The sequence below is a fragment of the Amycolatopsis arida genome (assembly GCF_900115565.1).
In the GTDB taxonomy this organism is placed as follows: Bacteria; Actinomycetota; Actinomycetes; order Mycobacteriales; family Pseudonocardiaceae; genus Yuhushiella; species Yuhushiella arida.
In genome coordinates, this window is record NZ_FOWW01000010.1 from 62,778 (window position 1) to 81,461 (window position 18,684).

The 18,684-nt window shown below is 74.4% G+C and carries 17 protein-coding genes; 10 read left to right on the plus strand and 7 right to left on the minus strand.

Annotated features, from left to right (window positions below):
• The first annotated feature begins 96 nt into the window (after positions 1 to 96).
• Positions 97 to 528 carry a hypothetical protein gene (locus BM051_RS23815; RefSeq protein ID WP_208326015.1) on the plus strand — a complete coding sequence of 144 codons (432 nt, stop codon included), beginning with the start codon at positions 97 to 99 and terminating at the stop codon, positions 526 to 528.
• A 38-nt stretch (positions 529 to 566) separates the two neighbouring features.
• Here the strand turns inward: BM051_RS23815 and BM051_RS23820 are convergent, their stop codons facing one another.
• Positions 567 to 950, minus strand: a complete 384-nt coding sequence (locus BM051_RS23820) for a hypothetical protein (RefSeq protein ID WP_092534732.1) — start codon at positions 948 to 950, stop codon at positions 567 to 569.
• Between the two features lie 143 nt (positions 951 to 1,093).
• On the opposite strand from BM051_RS23820, the gene BM051_RS23825 reads away from it, so the two are divergent.
• Positions 1,094 to 1,648 carry an SPW repeat protein gene (locus BM051_RS23825; protein WP_243859764.1) on the plus strand — a complete coding sequence of 185 codons (555 nt, stop codon included), beginning with the start codon at positions 1,094 to 1,096 and terminating at the stop codon, positions 1,646 to 1,648.
• Here BM051_RS23825 and BM051_RS23830 read toward each other — a convergent pair.
• A complete protein-coding gene (locus tag BM051_RS23830) occupies positions 1,618 to 2,499 on the minus strand; it encodes a YihY/virulence factor BrkB family protein (protein WP_166677831.1) in 882 nt (293 codons plus the stop codon). The genes BM051_RS23825 and BM051_RS23830 overlap by 31 nt on opposite strands.
• A 152-nt stretch (positions 2,500 to 2,651) precedes the next feature.
• On the opposite strand from BM051_RS23830, the gene BM051_RS23835 reads away from it, so the two are divergent.
• Positions 2,652 to 3,584 (plus strand): universal stress protein, encoded by a 933-nt coding sequence (locus BM051_RS23835; protein WP_243859765.1) that lies wholly within the window; start codon positions 2,652 to 2,654, stop codon positions 3,582 to 3,584.
• A gap of 48 nt (positions 3,585 to 3,632) precedes the next feature.
• Positions 3,633 to 4,136, plus strand: a complete 504-nt coding sequence (locus BM051_RS23840; protein ID WP_092534741.1) for a YflT domain-containing protein — start codon at positions 3,633 to 3,635, stop codon at positions 4,134 to 4,136.
• Positions 4,137 to 4,221: 85 nt separating this feature from the next.
• Here BM051_RS23840 and BM051_RS23845 read toward each other — a convergent pair whose 3' ends face one another.
• Positions 4,222 to 5,178: a helix-turn-helix domain-containing protein gene (locus BM051_RS23845; protein ID WP_092534744.1), complete on the minus strand. Its 957-nt coding sequence runs from the start codon at positions 5,176 to 5,178 to the stop codon at positions 4,222 to 4,224.
• A gap of 363 nt (positions 5,179 to 5,541) precedes the next feature.
• Here BM051_RS23845 and BM051_RS23850 point away from each other — a divergent pair, with 363 nt between their 5' ends.
• From BM051_RS23850 to BM051_RS23865, 4 genes are all read left to right on the plus strand, one after another.
• Positions 5,542 to 6,759, plus strand: a complete 1,218-nt coding sequence (locus BM051_RS23850; protein WP_166677832.1) for a M23 family metallopeptidase — start codon at positions 5,542 to 5,544, stop codon at positions 6,757 to 6,759.
• 116 nt (positions 6,760 to 6,875) lie between these two features.
• Entirely contained in the window at positions 6,876 to 8,291 is a 1,416-nt protein-coding gene (locus BM051_RS23855) for an FAD-binding oxidoreductase (RefSeq protein WP_092534750.1), read from the plus strand.
• 28 nt (positions 8,292 to 8,319) lie between these two features.
• The gene (locus BM051_RS23860) at positions 8,320 to 9,585 is read left to right on the plus strand and encodes an SAM-dependent methyltransferase (protein WP_092534753.1); all 1,266 of its coding nucleotides are present in this window, start codon (positions 8,320 to 8,322) and stop codon (positions 9,583 to 9,585) included.
• 155 nt (positions 9,586 to 9,740) lie between these two features.
• A complete protein-coding gene (locus tag BM051_RS23865) occupies positions 9,741 to 10,145 on the plus strand; it encodes an SsgA family sporulation/cell division regulator (protein ID WP_092534756.1) in 405 nt (134 codons plus the stop codon).
• A gap of 6 nt (positions 10,146 to 10,151) precedes the next feature.
• Here the strand turns inward: BM051_RS23865 and BM051_RS23870 are convergent, their stop codons facing one another.
• The 4 genes from BM051_RS23870 to BM051_RS23885 form a co-directional block, all read right to left on the minus strand.
• Positions 10,152 to 10,994, minus strand: a complete 843-nt coding sequence (locus tag BM051_RS23870) for an ABC transporter ATP-binding protein (RefSeq protein WP_177216995.1) — start codon at positions 10,992 to 10,994, stop codon at positions 10,152 to 10,154.
• Positions 10,991 to 12,040, minus strand: coding sequence for a FecCD family ABC transporter permease (locus tag BM051_RS23875; protein WP_243859767.1), 1,050 nt, complete (start codon positions 12,038 to 12,040; stop codon positions 10,991 to 10,993). Before BM051_RS23875 ends, BM051_RS23870 begins: the two co-directional genes overlap by 4 nt.
• Positions 12,037 to 13,122, minus strand: a complete 1,086-nt coding sequence (locus BM051_RS23880) for a FecCD family ABC transporter permease (protein ID WP_092534762.1) — start codon at positions 13,120 to 13,122, stop codon at positions 12,037 to 12,039. Before BM051_RS23880 ends, BM051_RS23875 begins: the two co-directional genes overlap by 4 nt.
• 94 nt (positions 13,123 to 13,216) lie before the next feature.
• Positions 13,217 to 14,827, minus strand: coding sequence for an amidohydrolase (locus BM051_RS23885; protein WP_092534765.1), 1,611 nt, complete (start codon positions 14,825 to 14,827; stop codon positions 13,217 to 13,219).
• Between the two features lie 99 nt (positions 14,828 to 14,926).
• Between BM051_RS23885 and BM051_RS23890 the strand changes: the two genes are divergently transcribed.
• Positions 14,927 to 16,630: an ABC transporter transmembrane domain-containing protein gene (locus BM051_RS23890; RefSeq protein WP_092534768.1), complete on the plus strand. Its 1,704-nt coding sequence runs from the start codon at positions 14,927 to 14,929 to the stop codon at positions 16,628 to 16,630.
• The gene (locus tag BM051_RS23895; RefSeq protein WP_243859769.1) at positions 16,627 to 18,561 is read left to right on the plus strand and encodes an ABC transporter ATP-binding protein; all 1,935 of its coding nucleotides are present in this window, start codon (positions 16,627 to 16,629) and stop codon (positions 18,559 to 18,561) included. The genes BM051_RS23890 and BM051_RS23895 overlap by 4 nt, the downstream gene beginning before the upstream one ends.
• Positions 18,562 to 18,684: the final 123 nt, after the last annotated feature.

The following is an 18,684-nucleotide window of genomic DNA, read 5'->3' on the forward strand; positions in this document are numbered from 1 at the left end:
GATTACCCGGGGGTAGCGGCGGAAAACCCGTTCCTGCCGCAGGATGGAGGGCACCACCGCCTCACCCACCGCCTCACCCACCCGAGAGGACCAACCGTGACCGCACCCGCCCGACCGCGGTACGTCGGCCGACTGCTGCTGCCCGGACTGCTCCTGCTCTGCCTCGTCGCCGCCTGCGACGCGGCCACGCCGCCCGGGGAGCCGGGCGGCGAGCCGACCGAGACGTCGGCGCCCGCCTCCCCACCCCACTCGCCCGACAGCCCACGTCCACCCACGAGTCCGCCCCCGCCGCCGGGCACCCATCCGCCTGGTGCGGAGGTGACGGTGCGCGGAGTGGTGCAGGACGGGGTGGAGCCAGGGTGCCTGATCCTGGCCACCGGCACTGAGCAGTACCTGCTGCTCGGGGCCGGTGGCGCGATGGCCAAGCCGGGCGCGGAGGTGGTGGTCACCGGCCGGGTCGAGCCGGACACGCTGACCACCTGCCAGCAGGGCGTTCCGCTGGCCGTGACCGACGTCCGGCCCACCTGAACGGCGCCCGGCGGGCTCCCGGCCGGGCGTCCGGCGGGTCAGGCGTCCTCGCGGTCCGGGTTCTCCAGCCGGAAGAAGTTGCTCTGCGTGCCGTCCGAGCGCTCCTCCTGGTAGATGAAGTTCAACCGGCGCTGATCGAAGGTCGTGAACCACTCGTCCCAGCTGACGTGCTTCAGGTCATCCCCGCCGTAGCCGGGGAAGTCGAAGCGCAGCACACCGAGCCGGTCACCGTGCTCGGTACCCGGCACGGTGGCGGGCTTGGCGTCGCGCGCCTCGGCCCACTGCCGGATGACGTCGTGATTGGTGGTCGCCAGGCTGCGCCCGGCCCGCTCCGGCTGGTCCTCGGGCGAGGTGATCTCCTGCGCGTACTCCAGGGAGCGCGAGCTGCCCTCGCCCTTGTGCAGGCTGCTCTTCTCGGTCATCTGACGCACCTCCTTACCGGCGGCGGGATACCCCCGTCGCCGGTGTCCAATCGCCGCGTCACTCGCCACAGTGGCGCGGGTGACCCGCCAGGGGCATAACCCCGGCCGGCCGGGTACCCCGAACCCGACGAGAGGAGGCCGCAGTGAACACGCACGACAGGCGAGACGACGACCGGGCCACTCCCCTGGTACCGCAGGAGCAGTACGGGCCGTGGAAGGGCATGCGCCCGCCGTACGCGAGCCCGTCGGCGGTGCCGGCCGATCGCTACGCGCGGCCCGCCCGGTCCTACTCGTTCCGGGAGGTGCTGGCCGGCTTCCCGAACGCGCTGGCCATGCTCGCCGGCGTCTGGCTGGTCGTCTCCCCCTGGCTGCTCGACCACCCGGGCACCGCCGCCGGGTTCAACGCCGCGTGGAACGACATCCTGGTGGGCGTCCTGGTCTTCCTGGTCGCCGGAGCGCGGGCGGTGTCGCCGTACGCGACTCTGCCGTGGAGCTGGGTGCCGATCGTGCTCGGGATCTGGCTGGTGGCCGCGCCGTACGTGCTCGGTTTCGCCGCCGAGTCCCGGCCGGTGACGGTCAACGACATCGTGATGGGCGCGCTGATCGCGGTGCTCACCGCGGTCGGGGTGCTGACCTCGCTGTGGGGCCGCCGGGCGCGGACCAACGCTCAACCCGACGCTCGCGCCGAGGACGCCTGACCCTCGCGGCGCCGGCGGTCCAGCTCGGCGTCGACCTCGGCGCCGAGCAGGACCGCGAACGACGACAGGTACAGCCAGAGCAGGAACACCACGATCCCGGCCAGCGCGCCGTAGGTGCCGTGGTAGGTACCGAAGTTGTCGACGTACAGCGACATGCCCACCGAGCCGCCCAGCCACACGACCAGCGCGACGAGGATGCCCCAGCTGAGCCAGCGGCGGTCGCCGGGGTCGCGGTCCGGTCCGTACCGGTAGAGCACGGCGAGCACGCCGCCGACCAGCACCACCACGGCGACCCAGCGGACCAGCCCGACCAACCACCGGGTGTGCTCCGACACGCCCAGCACGTTCAGGATGAGCGGGAGCGCCGCGACCGCGCCGACGACGACCGCCGCCACCACGAGCCCGCCGAGGCTGAACAGCACGGCCAGCCCCCGCAGCCGCAGGAAGCCCCGGGTCTCACCGCGGTCGAACGCGCGGTTGGTGGCGGTCATCAGCGCCCGTACCGCCGTGGACGTGCTCCACAGCACGGCCACCACGCTGGCCAGCAGGCCGAACGTCAGCCCCTGCGCGCCGAGGTTCGCCGCCGAGCTGAGCTGGTCGGCCATCGCGTCGGCCGCCGCGCCCGGCAGCGCGTTCAGCAGCGGCGTGATCTGCGCCCGGACGTGGCCGGGGTCGGCGACCAGCGCGAACACGGTGAACACCCCGATCAACGCGGGCACCAGCGCGAGCATGCCGAAGAACGCCACCCCCGCCGAGGCCAGCGGGATCTGGTCCTGCCGCACCTCGCGCAGCACCCGCTTCCCCGCGTCCCACCAGCGTCGCGCCCTGGCTCGGGTCGTGGTCGTCGACACGTCCTTCGCTCCTCTCGTCGGCATCACTGACGTTGCTGTCGGCGCCCCCCGATCCCGGCGCGGAGGTGTAAGGCACCCACCGACCGGGCATGCAGTGCACGTGCCCTGACCGAGTACCCGGTTCGCGCCGGGCGACCCGAGGGAGGCGAGGAGTGACGGCACCCGGCAGGGACCGTACGGACCGTGCGGTGGTGGTGGGATTCGACGGCTCCGACGGTGCCCGCGCCGCGGTGCGCTGGGCGGCCCACGAGGCCGGGGCCCGCGGCCGACCGCTCGTGGTGGTCGAGTCGTTCGAGTGGGGCGTGCCGGAGGCGGCGCAGGGCGCCACCTCCGCGAGCTGGCGACTCGGCGAGGACCGGCTGAAGCTGTTCGCGAACGAGCAGCTCGACGGCGTGGTGGCCGAGATCCGGCGGGAATGGCCGGACCTGGACGTCCACGGTGAGCTCCCGGAAGGGCGTCCTGAGGAGACCGTGCCCCGCGTGCTCGACGACGTCGACGCCGAACTGCTCGTGCTCGGCGCGTCCGGCCACGGCGCGGTGTCCCGCCTCGTGCTGGGCAGCACCGCCGACGAGCTGGTCCGCACCGTGCGCCAGCCGGTCGTCGTGGTCCGCGGTGACGGTGCGCGGACGGATCGGCGCACGGACCGGCCGGTGGTCGTCGGCGTGGACGGCTCGACCACCAGCGCCAGGGCCGTCGGCTTCGCGTTCGCCTTCGCCGCCCGGCACCACCTGCCGCTGCACGCCGTGCACGCCTGGTCCGACCGGCCGCTGGACCTGCTGGAGCCGGCCAGGATCGAGCAACCAGGCCCGGAGGAGCTGCGCGCGGAGACCGACGAGCTGGCCCGGCGGCACGTGTTCGCCCACCAGCCCGACCATCCCGACGTGCGGGTGGACTGGACGAGCGTGACCGACCGGCCGGCGCACGCCCTGCTGGACCGGGCCGAGGGGGCGGCGCTGCTCGTGGTCGGCAGCCACGGCCGTGGCCCGCTGCGCCGCGCGCTGCTCGGCTCGGTCAGCCACGCGGTGCTCTACTCCGCCCCCTGTCCGGTCGCCGTGCTCCGCGAGCCGGAGACCGAGCCGACCTGACGTCCGCACCACCACAACCGTTCCAGACCGTCCGAGAAGGAGAGTCCGATGAGTACGCCACGGCCCACCACGACCCCGACGCCGCCCCGGCAGGTGATCGCCAGCTACGGCGACTACGCCGACGCCGAGCGCGCGGTGGACCACCTGTCCGACCACGACTTCCCGGTGGAGCGCGCGATGATCGTCGGCAGGGGCCTGGAGATGGTGGAGCAGATCACCGGCCGGACCACCTACCTCAGCGCGGCCGGTCGCGGCGCGGTGTCCGGCGCCGTCGTCGGCGCACTGATCGGCTGGCTGTTCGGCCTGTTCGACTGGGTGGCCCCGCTGATCGCGAGCCTGCTGCTGGCCCTGTACGGCGCGGTGTTCGGCGCGATCATCGGTGCCGTGGTGGCCCTGGTGGCCCACGCGCTGTCCGGCGGCCGGCGCGACTTCAGCTCGGTGCCCAGCTTCCGGGCGCAGTCGCACGACGTCCTGGTGGACGCCGAGGTCGCCGACCGGGCGGTCGCGCTGCTGCGGGAGGCCGAAGGGCCGGGACCGCAGCGGGCCGGGTGACCCGCTCCGAATTCGTCCACGCTCGCCCCGTGCGCAAGCCCGAACGGCGAACACGGCGACGCCGGCGGCGAACACGGCGGGGCTGCTACTCCCACTCCCAGCGGACGCCGAGCACGCCGGGCCGGAGGTCCCTGGCCACCCGGTGCACCCACCGGCCGGGGGTGACCGGCAGCTCACCGTCCACGTTGGATCCGCCGTGCGGTTCGTGCTGGGTGAACGCGAAGCACCGCACCGGAATGGACTCCTCGGCGAACCGGATACCGAGGACGTAGCTGTCGCCCGGGTACCGGAACCCGCGGCGGTAGTCGACGCTGGGCACCGCTGAGTCGATGGTGAACTGGTAGTCGAACAGGTGCGTCTCGCCGGCCCGCAACCGGCGGTCGAACAGCAACTCGATCGCGATCACCGGGGCGTGCGGGTGGCGGCGCACCCGGCCGAGCCGGCAGTTCTCCCCCGCGGAGGGCAGGATGTCGCCGGCACGGCTGCCGGGCTCGGCACAGTAGACCGCCAGGAAGCGGTCCGGGTCGTCCTCCAGCGCCCGCACCACCACGCTCGTCCGCACCACGCGGATCGCCCGGTCCGCGCCCACCCGCACCCGGTCCTCCTGGCTGAACACCCGCAGCTTGTGATCGGAGGGGCCGAGCACCGGCCGCACCGTCTGGGCCAGCGCGGCGGCCGGCTCCAGCAGCCCGTCGTAGTGCTGGTCCGGGGTGTTCCGCCGGGTCCACCGGCCGCGCGGCCGTGGTGGTCCGAGCAGCGCCGCCAGCGAGTGCGCGGGCAGGCCGAGGATGTGCTCGATCGCGCGCACCGCGCGCAGCGAGTCGGCCCGCTCGGGGCGGCTGCGGCCCTGCTGCCAGTAGCTGAGGCTGGCCAGGCTGACCCTGATCCCGCGCTGGGCCAGCCGGTGCCGCACCCCCTCCAGGGTGAGCCCGCTGTCCTCGATCGCGGCGCGCAGGGCGGCGTGGAACGGTCCGGCGTGCAGCAGCAGGTCCACATCGGGCGAGCGCTGCCCGCCCCGCGCCGGCACCGTCTGCGACGACACGTCCGCACCTCCCAATCCCGTCCGTGACCAACCTGGCCCGCTCTGGCGAAAACTGTGGAAGACCACAGTTTTCCGGCCGACGTCCCCCGGTCCCCGCTCCCCGTTCACCTGGAAGCGGGCGGTGGAACAGGGACGTTTCCGGCAGCGCGGGTCAACAGTATTCGGCGGCGGTTTCAGCCCGCACAAGCGCCGTTAGTAGCGGGTCTTGACGCGCCGGTAGGTACCCCGATTTCCTGCTTCGGCGGCCGTCCGGGCGCAGTCGAGGCCCGAACCCCACCGGCGGTCGGCACCCGCCGACCACGCTGCGCCCGGCGGCGGCTTCCCTGCACGTGCTCCATCCCCGGAGGACACACAATGTCGGCATTGACACGACGGCTCCTCGCCTCGGCGGCGGGCCTCATCACGGCCGTGGCCGTGCTCACCCCACCCGCGGCGGGCACCCCCGGCCAACCCTCGACCGCCCCGGCCGACCTCACCGAGTCGGTGCGGGCGACGATGCTCGCCCAGCGCGGCGCGGCCGCCCAGCACGAGTACGAGACCACCACCCTGCCCGATCCGCTGGTCGAGCCCAGCAGGAGTGCGGCCGAGTGGGCGTTCGGCAGCACCACGATCCCGCTGCCGGAGCACGCCCACGCCGCGCCCGAGTCGGCCCTGTTCGTCGCGCACCGCGAGGCGGCGGGGTGGCGGGTCGCGCTGGACGGCACGGCCGAGTTCGTCGACCTCGCCCGGCGGGCGCCGGCCGCGGTGGTCAGCGAGCCGGAGAAGGAGTTGTTCACCGACAACTTCACCGCGCAGCAGGCCGCACCGATGGCCGACACCGGGCTCGGCCTGCCCTGGGCGAAGGGCGTGGCCTGGTGGATGGGCGGCGGCCCGCACGGCAACAGCGGCAACAGCCGGCCGTTCAGCTCGATCGACTTCAACGGCGGCGACGGGCGGGTGCTCTCGGCAGGACCCGGCCGGGTGTACAAGAGCTGCATCCGCGGCCGCAGCGCGCTGGTGAAGGTGGTGCACCCCAACGGTTACAGCACGACCTACTACCACATGTACAACCTGACCACCCTGCCCGACGGCAGCGCGGTGCAGACCGGCACCTACCTCGGCCACATCGGCAACGAGCTGCCCTGCGGCGGCTCCAGCTCCGGTGCGCACGTCCACCTGTCGCTGCTGCGCGGCAACACCCACATCAGCGTCAACAACATGACCATCGGTGGCTGGACGTTCTTCGAGGGCGCCTCGGCCTACGGCGGCTACGCCCAGCGCGGCAGCACCCGGGTGGGCCGCGGCGGCCGACTGACCAACTACGGGCCGAGCGACGGCGAGCCGGCGCTGCCCACCGGCACGGTGAACAGCGGCAACTACAGCAGCGTCAACCTCCGCTCCGGCCCCGGCCTGAGCTACGACGTCGTCGGGACGGTGAGCCACGGGACCGTCGTGCGGATCGCCTGCACCGCCCGCGGTGACGCCGTGGACGGTGTCTGGGGCCGCACCGACCTGTGGAACAAGCTGGACACCGGCCGCTGGATCAGCGACGGCTTCCTCGACACCGGGAGCAACGACCCGGTCGCCCCGGCCTGCACCTGACCGGGCGAACGCCGAGAAGGCCACCGGTACCGCGCGACGCGGTGCCGGTGGCCTTCCTCCGGCACGCCGGGGGGAAGTGAGTGGCGCGGAAGCGCGCGGCGGGCGAGGATGGGCCCATGCGGGGCAGCGCGGGCGGAGGTGTCGGGAACGGGGTCGGCGCGCCGGGTCGGGCGGCGCGCGAGTCTCACGACGACCGGGTCGACCGGCTGCGCGCGCAGCTCGCGGCGCTCCCGCCGGGCGCGCCGGTGCGGCTGGCCAAGCGCACCTCCAACCTCTTCCGCGGCCGGTCCAACCCGGCGGCGCCCGGCCTCGACGTCAGTGGCTTCCGGCACGTGCTGGACGTGGACCCGGTCGCCCGCACCGCCGACGTCGAGGGCATGGTCACCTACGAGCAGCTGGTGGACGCCACCCTGCCGCACGGTCTCATGCCGCTGGTGGTGCCCCAGCTGAAGACGATCACGCTCGGCGGCGCGGTGACCGGGTTGGGCATCGAGTCGTCGTCGTTCCGCAACGGCATGCCGCACGAGTCGGTGCTGGAGCTGGAGCTGCTCACCGGGGACGGCCGGATCGTGGTGGCGCGGCCGGAGGGCGAGCACCGCGACCTGTTCTCCGGCTTCCCCAACTCCTACGGCACGCTCGGCTACGCCCTGCGGCTGCGGATCGAGCTCGAGCCGGTGCGGCCCTACGTCCGCCTCCGCCACGTGCGGCACACCAGGGCCGAGGACTACTTCGCCGCGCTGGCCGAGGTGTGCCGGACCCGGCGGCACGCCGGCCTGGGCGTGGACTTCGTCGACGGCACCGTGTTCGGCCCGGACGAGCTCTACCTGACACTGGGCACCTTCACCGACGAGGCGCCCTACACCAGCGACTACACCTGGCTGGACATCTACTACCGGTCGATCCGCCGGCGCGCCGAGGACTACCTCACCGTGCGCGACTACCTCTGGCGCTGGGACACCGACTGGTTCTGGTGTTCGGAGGCGCTGGGCGTGCAACACCGCCCGGTGCGGCTGCTGCTGGGCCGGCGGCTGCTGCGCTCGGACGTGTACTGGAAGGTCGTGGCGTTCGACCGCCGGCACCGGGTGCTGGACCGCGTCACCCGGCTCCGCGGCGGTACCCCGCGGGAACCCGTGGTGCAGGACATCGAGGTGCCGGTCGAGCGCGCGGCGGAGTTCCTCGACTTCTTCCACCGCGAGGTGCCGATCAGCCCGGTGTGGGTGTGCCCGCTGCGGCAGCGCGCCGACGTCCGGTGGCCGCTCTACGAGCTGGACCCGGACACCTGCTACGTCAACTTCGGGTTCTGGTCGTCGGTGCCCCTGCCGGACGGCGCGGAAGAGGGCACCACCAACCGGCGCATCGAGCGGGTCGTGGCCGACCTGGGCGGCCGCAAGTCGCTGTATTCGGCGAGCTACTACCCGGAGGACGAGTTCTGGCGGCTGTACAACGGGCCGGCCTACCGGGAGTTGAAGCGCCGGTACGACCCGGAGGAGCGGCTGCTCGACCTGTACGACAAGTGCGTCCGCGGGCAGTGACATCACCTGACATGCGAGGAGGTACCCCATGAGCCGGACCACGGGCGGCATCGCCCAGGCCCTCGACCGCCTCTTGCCACCGGACCTGCCGCTGGCGCTGACCGCCTACGACGGCAGCGTCGGCGGGGCACCGGAGGCACCCGTTCGTCTCGACATCAGCACCCCCACCGCACTGAGCTACCTGCTGTCCGCGCCCGGCGAGCTCGGTCTCGCCCGCGCGTACGTCACCGGACACCTGCGGGTCGACGGCGACCTGCACACCCTGCTGGGCGCGTTGCTGCCGGTGCTGGACGCGCTGAACTGGCGGGACGCCCTGCGCCTGCTGCGCGAGCTGGCGCCGGGGCACCTGCGCCGGGTGCCGGTGCCGCCGGAGGAGCTGCCCGGCCGGGTCCGCCGCGGCCTGCTCGGCCTTCGGCACTCCAAGCGGCGGGACAGCGTCGCCATCTCCCGCCACTACGACGTGTCCAACCGGTTCTACGAGCTCGTGCTCGGCCCGTCCATGGCCTACACCTGCGCCTGCTACCCGGAGCCGGACGCGCCGCTGGAGCAGGCCCAGTGGCACAAGTTCGACCTGGTGTGCCGCAAGCTCGGGCTGCGCCCGGGGATGCGGCTGCTCGACGTCGGCTGCGGCTGGGGCTCGATGGTGATCCACGCCGTCCGGCACTACGGGGTGACGGCGCTGGGGGTCACGCTGTCCCGGGAGCAGGCGCAGTGGGCACAGAAGGAGATCGTGGCGCAGGGGCTGGCCGACCGGGCCGAGGTGCGCCACCTGGACTACCGCGACGTCACCGAGACCGGCTTCGACGCGGTGTCGTCGATCGGGCTCACCGAGCACATCGGCGCCCGCAACCTGCCCGCGTACTTCCGGTTCCTCGCCAGCCGGCTGCGCCCGCGGGGCCGGCTGCTCAACCACTGCAGCACCCGGTCCACCACCCGCGCCCCGCACCGGGCCGGTCCGTTCATCGACCGCTACGTCTTCCCCGACGGGGAGTTGGAGGGCATCGGCGAGATCCTCGCGGTGATGCAGGACAACGGCTTCGAGATCCGGCACGAGGAGAACCTGCGCGAGCACTACGGCCGCACGCTGGCCGCGTGGTGCGCCAACCTCGACGCCCACTGGGACGAGGCGGTGGCCGAGGCCGGGATCCGCAGGGCCAGGGTGTGGGCGCTGTACATGGCCGCGTCGCAGCTGGGGTTCGAACGGCACCAGCTCGAGTTGCACCAGGCGCTCGGGGTCAAGGTCGGCCCGGACGGCGACGCCGCGATGCCGCTGCGGCCGGACTGGGGCGTCTGAGCCGCGACCAGCGGTGTGACCTGCGTTACCGGAATCGGCCGACATACACCCGATCACGTGAATACCAGCGGGCCGCGCGTCACGACGCGTCGTGGCGGCCATCCCTTCTGCGACACCCCGTTCGCGCCGCGAACACGGAACAGAAGGGGCGAGACGTGATCACCGACGCCGTTCACCAGCACCAGTTCGTCGCACTCAACGGTTGCGCCGCCCCCGTGCTCTCCCGCTGCGCCTACGTGGCGCACGAGCCCTATGCCGTGGCGATCGCGTTCCAGGCCGAGAAGGGCCGGTGGATCGAGTGGACGTTCGCCCGCGACCTGCTCGTCGACGGGCTGACCAAGCCGGCCGGGATCGGCGACGTGCGGGTCCGCCCCGACCTCTCGGTGGACGAGGACGTACTGGTGCTCGAGCTCGAGTCGCCGGACGGCTACGCCGTGGTGGAGATGCAGCGCGAGGACGTCGAGCGGTTCCTGGCCGCGTCGACCGACCTCGTGGCGCTGGGCGCCGAGCACGAGTACTTCGACGTCGACTCGCTGATCGACGAGATCACCAACGTCTGACGCGGCTCACCCGCCCGCCGCGGCCCGAGAGACCACAGCCGCCCCGACCGTGGCGGGCTGGTCCGCGCGGCGGCGCAGCGGCACGATCAGCGGGGTGGCGGTCTCCGGGTCGGCGATCACCCGGCAGGGCAACCCGAACACGTCGGCCACCAGCTCCGCGGTGACGATCGCGCCGGGGTCGCCCTCGGCGGCGATCGTGCCGCCCGGCCGCATCACGATCAGGTGACTGGCGTACCGGCACGCCTGGTTGAGGTCGTGCAGCACGGCCACCAGGGTGTTGCCCTGGTCGTGCAGGTCGGCGCACAGGTCGAGCACCTCGATCTGGTGCGCGATGTCGAGGAACGTGGTGGGCTCGTCCAGTAGCAGGATCGACGTCTGCTGGGCCAGCACCATCGCCAGCCACACCCGTTGCCGCTGGCCGCCGGAGAGCTCGTCGACCAGCCGGTCGGACAGCTCGAGCACGCCGGTGCGCCGCATCGCCTCGGTGACCACCGCCTCGTCCTCGCGGGACCACTGCCGCAGCAGCCGCTGGTGCGGGTAGCGGCCGCGGGCGACCAGGTCCCCGACGGTGATCCCGGTCGGCGCGATCGACGACTGCGGCAGCAGGCCGAGCCGGCGGGCCACCTCGCGGGACCGGTAGGTCGAGATCACCGCACCGTCCAGGTACACCGCGCCGGTCCTCGGCTTGAGCATCCGGGCCAGCGCCTTGAGCAGGGTCGACTTCCCACACGCGTTGGGACCCACGATGACGGTGAACGAGCCGTCGGGAATGCGCACCCCGAGGTCGGTGGCCACGGTGCGCTGGTCGTAGGCCAGGGTGAGGTTCTCGGCATGCAGCCGTGGGGTCACGGTCGTCCCTTTCGCCACTCGGTGGCCAGCAGCCACATCAGGTAGAGCCCGCCGATGGTTCCGGTCGCGGTGCCGACCGGGAGCTGGCCGGTCGGGAACAGCCGCTGCACCAGCAGGTCGCTCGCGGCCAGCAGCAGCCCGCCCAGCAGCGCCGCTGGCACCAGCCCGGGTCCGGGGGCACGGGTGAGCCGGCGGGCCAGCTGCGGCGCGGCGAGCGCGACGAACGCAATCGGCCCCGCCGCGGCGGTGGCGACCGCGGCGAGCGCGACGCTCACCACGATGAGCACAAGGCGGCTGCGCTCCACGCCGATACCGAGCGCCCTGGCGGCGTCGTCGCCGAGCTCCAGCATGGCCAGCCGGCGGCCGTGGTACAGGGCCAGCGGCACCAGCACGGCCAGCGCGATCCCGACCGGGGTGGCGTGCGTCCAGCCACGCCCGTTGACGCTGCCGATGAGCCAGCCCTGGGCGGCCAGCGCGTCGGGCAGGCTGGCCCGGGTGATGAGGTAGGAGTTCAGCGCGAGCGCCATCGCCCCGACGCCGATGCCGACCAGCACGAACCGGAACCCCTGCACGCCGGAGACGTAGGCGAGCAGGTAGATCAGCACCGCCGTGCCGAGGCCGCCGGCGAGCGCACCGAGCGAGATCTGCAGCATCGTCTCGTTGACCAGGACGATGACGATCAGCGCGCCGGAGGCCGAGCCGAAGGTGATGCCGATGATGTCCGGACTGCCGAGCGGGTTGCCGGTGAGGCTCTGCAGGATCGCGCCGCCGACCGCGAGCGCCGCGCCGACGAACACCGCGGTGAGCACCCGAGGCAGCCGCACCGTGGTGACGATGAACTCGTGGCCGGGCTCGCCGGCGCCGACCAGTGCGCGCAGCGCGTCACCGACGGACAACGGGAACTCGCCGGTGGTGAGGCTGGTGAGCACCACCGCGGCCAGCGCGGTGGCCAGCACGGCGCCGACGCCGACGCTGCGCCCGTCGACGCGGAACGACACCCGGTCGCGCCCGCTGCGCAGCACCCGCCCGGTGACCGGCGCGTTCACAGCGCGGCCAGCTTTCGGCGGCGGCACAGCGCGATGAAGACGGGCGCGCCGAGGAACGCGGTGACGATGCCCACCTGCAGCTCGTGCGGCGCGCTGAGCACCCGGCCGAGGACGTCGGCGCCGAGCAGCAGCGCCGGCGCCAGGACCAGGGAGTAGGGCAGCACCCAACGCTGGTCGGGGCCGACGAGCTGGCGGGCCATGTGTGGGACCGCGAGCCCGACGAACCACAGCGGTCCGGCCGCGGCGGTGGCGGCGCCGCAGAGCAGGGTGACGGCGACGGCGCCGAGCACCCGGGTGCGGGTAGGGTGAGCGCCGAGCGCGCGGCCGACCTGCTCGCCGAGGGCGAGCGCGTTGAGCGGCCGGACCAGCAGCGCCGCGAGGACGACGCCCAGCACGACGAACGGCAGCACGGCCAGCAGCACGGGGTAGCCGCGGCCGGCCAGCGAGCCGACGTTCCAGAACCGGAAGTCGTCGAACGCCCTCGGGTCGAGCAGCAAGACCGCGGTGTTGCCGGCGAAGAGCACGGCGGTGAGCGCGGAGCCGGCGAGGACGAGGCGTTCCGGGGTAGCCATTCCTCCGCCGGCGGCGCCGAGGAGGTACACCACCGCGGCGGCGAGTGCCGCGCCGAGGAAGGCGAACCAGACGTAGCCGAGGGCGGTGGCCACGCCGAAGAAGGCGATGGCGACCACCACGCCGCTGGCCGCGCCGAGGCTGACGCCGAGCAGCCCGGGGTCGGCGAGCGGGTTGCGGGTCAGGCCCTGCATGAGCGCGCCGGCCAGGCCGAGCGCGGCGCCGACGACGATGCCGAGCAGGGTGCGGGGGATGCGATACTCGTGGATGATCACGGCCGCCTCGGAGCCGTCGGGGTGCCACAGCACCGACCAGGTGGCGGTGAGCGGGATGTCGCGGGTGCCCAGCCACACGCTCACCAGCGCGACGGCCGTCAGCACCCCGAGCGCGACCAGCAGCCCCAGCCCGCGCACGGCGGCGGACCGGCGACGGCTCGTGGGGTCGGTGCCGGCGGCGCGCTCGTCCGCCTCGGACGGATCCGCCCCGGGCGGCGAGCAGGCAGCGACCGGCACCGGTATTCCTCCCGCGCGGGCGTACGCCCGCGTCACTCGACGTTCCCCGACCTCCGAGAATTAAGGTGAGGCTAACTGAATATTCGGCGAAGGATCAACGCGCCCCGGTGTCCATCCGGTCACGCGGGCTCCCAGAGTGCTCGCCGTGGGCGACCTCGCCGCCGATGACCGTGGCGACGACCTCGATGTCGCCGATCCGGGACACGTCGACGCGCCGCGGGTCGGCACCGAGCACGGCCAGGTCGGCGAGCGTCCCCGGCGCGAGCGTGCCGCGGGAGTCCTCCCAGTGGCAGGCGTGCGCGGCGGTGCGGGTGTAGGCCCGCACCGCCTCCTCCACCGTGAGACCCTCCCCCGACCCGAGTGCCCGTCCGCCCGCGGTCCGCCGCTCCACCATGAACTGGATCGCCCGCAGCGGCGCCCCCGGCGTGACCGGTCGGTCCGAGCTGCCGGCCAGCACCACCCCGTGCTCCAGGAACGCCCGCCCCCGGTACAGCCACGGCGCCCGCTCCTCGCCCATGATCTCGGCGTAGTCGTCGCCGAGGTACCACAGGAAGTTCGGCTGCACCACGGCGATCGCGGGAATCCGGGCGAACCGGGCGAGCTGGTCGGGGCGCACCAGCCCGGCGTGCTCCACCCGGTGCCGCGCCGCTGGCCGCGGGTGCTCGCGCTGCGCGCGCTCCAGCCCGGCGAGCGCCACGTCCACCGCCCTGTCCCCGATCGCGTGCACGGCCAACTGCCACCCCGCCCGGTGCCCGGCCACGATCGTCTCGGTCAGCACCTCCGGGTCGGCGTACAGCTCGCCGGCGTGGTCCAGCCCGCGGTACGGCTCCGTCAGCGCCGCGGTGCGCGGCATCATCCCGCCGTCGGTGAACACCTTCAGCGCCCCGATTCCCAGCCGGTCCCCGCCGAACCCGGTGCGCAGCCCCAGGTCGAGCGCCCGGGGGATCCCGTCCGCGGGATGCGCCGCCGCGGGACGCAGCGCGTCGCCGGCCACCATGAGCTGCACCCGCACCGGCAACCGCCCGACGTCGGCCGCCTCCTGGTAGGCCGCGAGCTCCACCGGGCTGTGACTGATCAGCCCGCCGCCGATGCCCGCCTCCGCCACCGAGGTGACCCCCTCCGCCAGGCACGTCCTGCCGGCGTGCTCGATCGCGGCCACCAGGTCGTCCACCGGGTACGGCTGCCGCAGCCGCCGCACCTGGGCCATCCCGTCCTCGACGAGCATCCCGTCCCGGTGCGACACCCCCGCGGGCAGCTCGGCCAGCACCGCGCTGCTCACCACGCACGCGTGCCCCGAGTCGTGCACGACGAACACCTTCCGCCCACGGGCGACCGAGTCGAGCTCCGCGGCGGTGAGGTGCCGCCCCAGCGGGCGCTGGTCGTACCCGACGACGTCGACCCACTCGCCGGGCGGGACCCGCGCGGCCGCCGCGCCGATGGTCGCGAGCACGTCGGGCACCCGCGCGCACGGCGCCACGGACGCGCCGCGTGCCCGCAATCCGGCCCAGACGAGATGGACGTGCGCGTCGACGAACCCGGGCAGCACGGTGGCGCCGCCCAGGTCCACCTCGGCCCGCGTGGGCAACCCCGCCACCGCGTCGTCGAGCCCCACGACCCGGCCCCGCCACCACCCCACCTGGCGGGCCACCGGGTGGGCCGGGTCCATCGTGAGGATCGTGGCGTTGACCAGCCGCACGTCGAGCATCGCGTTCCCGCTCCCACAGTTCGACTCCCGGACCGGAAGTTAGAGTAGCCTTACCTACCAACTCGCCGACCATGGTTTCCGACCCCGTCAGGAGGCGGAGTGCCCACGCAGCCGACCGGCCGGTCCGTCCTGCGCCGCGCGGTCCTCGGCCAGCGACGCCTCGTGCTCGCCGCCACCGCCCTCGCCGCCACGCACCAGGCCGGGGAGGCGCTGGTGCCGGTCGTCATCGGGGTGGTCGTCGACCAGGCGGTGGCCACCGGCTCGGTGCCCGCGCTGCTGCGCTGGCTGGCGGTGCTGGCCGCGCTGTTCCTCGCGCTGTCCACCGGGTACCGGTTCGCCGCCAGGACCGCGGAACGGGCCGCCGAGCAGGCCGGCCACGAGCTGCGGGTCGCGCTCACCGAGCGAGTGCTCGACCCCCGCGGCGGCGCCGAGCGCGGCCGGCTGCCGGGGGCGCTGGTGTCGATCGCCACCGGTGACGCGAAGCGGGTCGGCACGGTGAACGGGGTGCTGCCGTTCGGGGTGGCGGCGGTCGCCGGGCTGCTGGTCGCCGCGGTGGCGTTGCTGCGGATGTCGGTGCCGCTCGGGCTGCTGGTGCTGCTCGGCACACCTCCGCTGCTGTGGCTGGCGCACCTGGTCGGCCGCCCGCTGGAGCGCCGCAGCGGGGTGGAGCAGGAACGCGCGGCGCAGGCGTCCGGCATCGCCGCCGACCTGGTGGCCGGGCTGCGGGTGCTCAAGGGCATCGGCGCCGAGCCGGCGGCGGTGGCGCGGTACCGGAGAACCAGCCGGGCGTCACTGGCCGCGACCCTGCGCGCGGCACGGGCACGGGCCTGGCACGACGGCGCAGTGCTCGCCCTCACCGGGATCTTCATCGCGATCGTGGCGCTGGTCGGCGGGTGGCTGGCGATGGCCGGCGCGATCAGCGTGGGCCAGCTCGTGGCCGCGGTCGGGCTGGCGCAGTTCCTGCTGACGCCGTTCCAGATCTTCTCGTGGGTCAACGGCCAGCTCGCGCAGGGCCGCGCGTCGGCGGACCGGATCGCGTCGGTGCTGGCCGCGCCGTACGCCACGGGGTCCGGTGCGCCGGTGCCGGAGCCGGTGTCCGGTGGGCTGCGGCTGCGCGGCGTCGGGCACGGCGCCCTGCGGGACGTGACCTTCGAGGTGGAGCCCGGCGAGCTGGTGGGGGTGGTGGCGCCCGACCCCGCGGGGGCGACGGCGTTGCTGGAGTGCCTCGGCCGGGAGGTGGACCCCGCCGCGGGCACGGTCGAGCTCGACGGGGTGCCGCTGACCGAGCTGGACCCCGAGGCGCTGCGCGCGGCGGTGGTGGTCGCGGCCCACGACGCGGACCTGTTCGAGGGCACGCTCCTCGACAACGTCCTTCCCGCGACCCGTTCCGGGGAGGGCGGCGGTGGTGAGCGGGTGCGGCGCGCGCTCGCGGCGGCCGCGGCCGACGAGGTGGCGGCGAGCCTGCCCGACGGACCGCGGACCGTGCTGGCCGAGCGGGCCCGGTCACTGTCCGGCGGGCAGCGGCAGCGGGTGGCGCTGGCGAGGGCGCTCGCCGCGGACCCGCCGGTGCTCGTCGTGCACGACCCGACCACGGCGGTGGACGCGGTGACCGAGGCGCGGATCGCCGGCGCGCTGCGGGAGCTGCGCCGCGGGCGCACGACGGTCGTCGTGGCGACCAGCCCGGCGCTGCTCGCCGCCACCGACCGGGTGGTGCTGCTCGCCGGCGGGACGGTCGCGGCGGAGGGGCCGCACACGGACCTGGTCGCCACCCGTACGGACTACCGTGAGGTGGTGCTGTCGTGACCGCTGTCGTGACCGTGGAGAGCGGCGCCGGGCGGGACCTGCTGCCGACCGCGACCGGGGCGCGGACCTGGGCGGTGGTGCGCGAGCTGCTGCGCCCGCGCCGGTGGCTCGCGGTGGCCGCGCTGGGCACGATGGTCTGCGCCACCGGCGTCGGGCTGCTCACCGCCCCGCTGCTCGGGCACATCGTCGACGTCGTGGTGCAGGGCCGTGCCGCCGGCGCGCTGACCTGGCCGGTGGTGCTGCTGGCGCTCGTCGCCGTGACCGGCGGGCTGGCGACGGCGCTGGGCCTCGGCCTGGTCGCCCGGCTCGGCGAGGGCATGCTGGCCGCGCTGCGGGAACGGTTCGTGGAGCGGGTGCTGGGGCTGCCGCTGGAGCGGGTGGAGCGGGCCGGGTCGGGGGACCTCACCGCGCGGGTGACCAACGACGTGTCGGTGATCGCGAAGTCGGTGCGGGAGGCGCTGCCCGAGCTGGGCCGCTCGGCGCTGACCATCGGGCTGACCCTGGTCGGGCTGACCGTGCTGGACTGGCGGTTCCTGCTGGCCGCGCTGCTGGCGGCGCCGATCCAGCTGTACACCGTGCGCTGGTACCTCCGGCGGGCGCCGGCGCTGTACGCCGCGCAGCGGGTGGCGGTGGGCGCGCAGCAGCAGCAACTGCTGGACACCGTGGGCGGAGCGCGGACGGTGCGCGCGTTCCGGCTGCGGGGCGACCACGTGCACCGGGTGGTGCGCCGGTCGGAGGCGGCGGTGGACCTGGCGCTGCGCGGAATCCGGCTGGTGACCCGCTTCTTCGCGCGGCTGAACCTCGCCGAGTTCGTCGGACTGTCCGCGGTGCTGGCCACCGGTTTCGTCCTGGTCGGGGCGGACGCGGTGTCGATCGGCACGGCCACCGCGGCGGCGCTGTACTTCCACAACCTGTTCAACCCGATCAACCTCGTGCTGGCGCTGGTGGACGACGCCCAGGCGGCCGGGGCGAGCCTGGCCCGCCTGGTCGGCGTCGCCGACCTCCCCACGGAGTCGGTGGCCGGGGCGGGCGGGGCGCACGACACCACCGGGGCGGGCGGCGCGTACAACACCACCGGGGCGGGCGGGGCGCACGACACCGCCGGGGCGGGCGGCGGCACGGATTCGGGCACCGCCGTGGTTTCGGGAGGGGCCGTGGAGTCGGGCGGCGTCGTGGAGTCGGACGGCGCGCGTCCGGCGGCGGCCACGGTGAAGGCGGCCGGTGTGGGGCACGCGTACACGCCGGGGCACGAGGTGCTGCGCGAGGTGGACCTGGACATCGGCGCCGGGGAGCGGATCGCGCTGGTCGGCGCCAGCGGTGCCGGCAAGACGACACTGGCCAAGCTGATCGCCGGGATCCACCGGCCGGCGGCGGGGTCGATCTCCCTCGGCGGGGTGGACCTGACCGACCTCGGGCCGGCGGCGACGCGCCGGACCGTGGCGCTGGTCAGCCAGGAGGTGCACGTGTTCGCCGGCCCGTTGGCCGACGACCTCCGGCTGGCCCGGCCGGAGGCGACCGACGCCGAGTTGCGCGACGCGCTGGGCAGGGTCGGCGCACTGTCCTGGGTGGACGCCCTACCGGACGGGCTGTTCACGGTGGTCGGTGAGGGTGGGCACCGGCTGACCGTGACGCAGGCGCAGCAGCTGGCGCTGGTGCGGCTGGTGCTGGCCGATCCACCGATCGCGATCCTGGACGAGGCGACCGCGGAGGCCGGCAGCGCGGGCGCCCGCGAGCTCGAGGCCGCCGCGGACCGGGCGCTCGCCGGGCGGACCGCGCTGGTGGTGGCCCACCGCCTCACCCAGGCCGCCACCGCGGACCGCGTCGTGGTGCTCGACGCGGGCCGCGTCGTGGAGACCGGCACCCACGACGAGCTGGTCGCCGCCGGCGGCCGCTACGCCACCCTGTGGTCCGCCTGGTCCGCCACCCGCTGACACCCCCGCACCGGGTGTGTCAGCGCCCTGTGCACACGTGCCCGCGCCGTGCGGCGCCGGCACGCGGTCACAACGCGCGGACACGACAGCTACCGCCGTGTTCGCCGCTCGACCGTGCTGGAG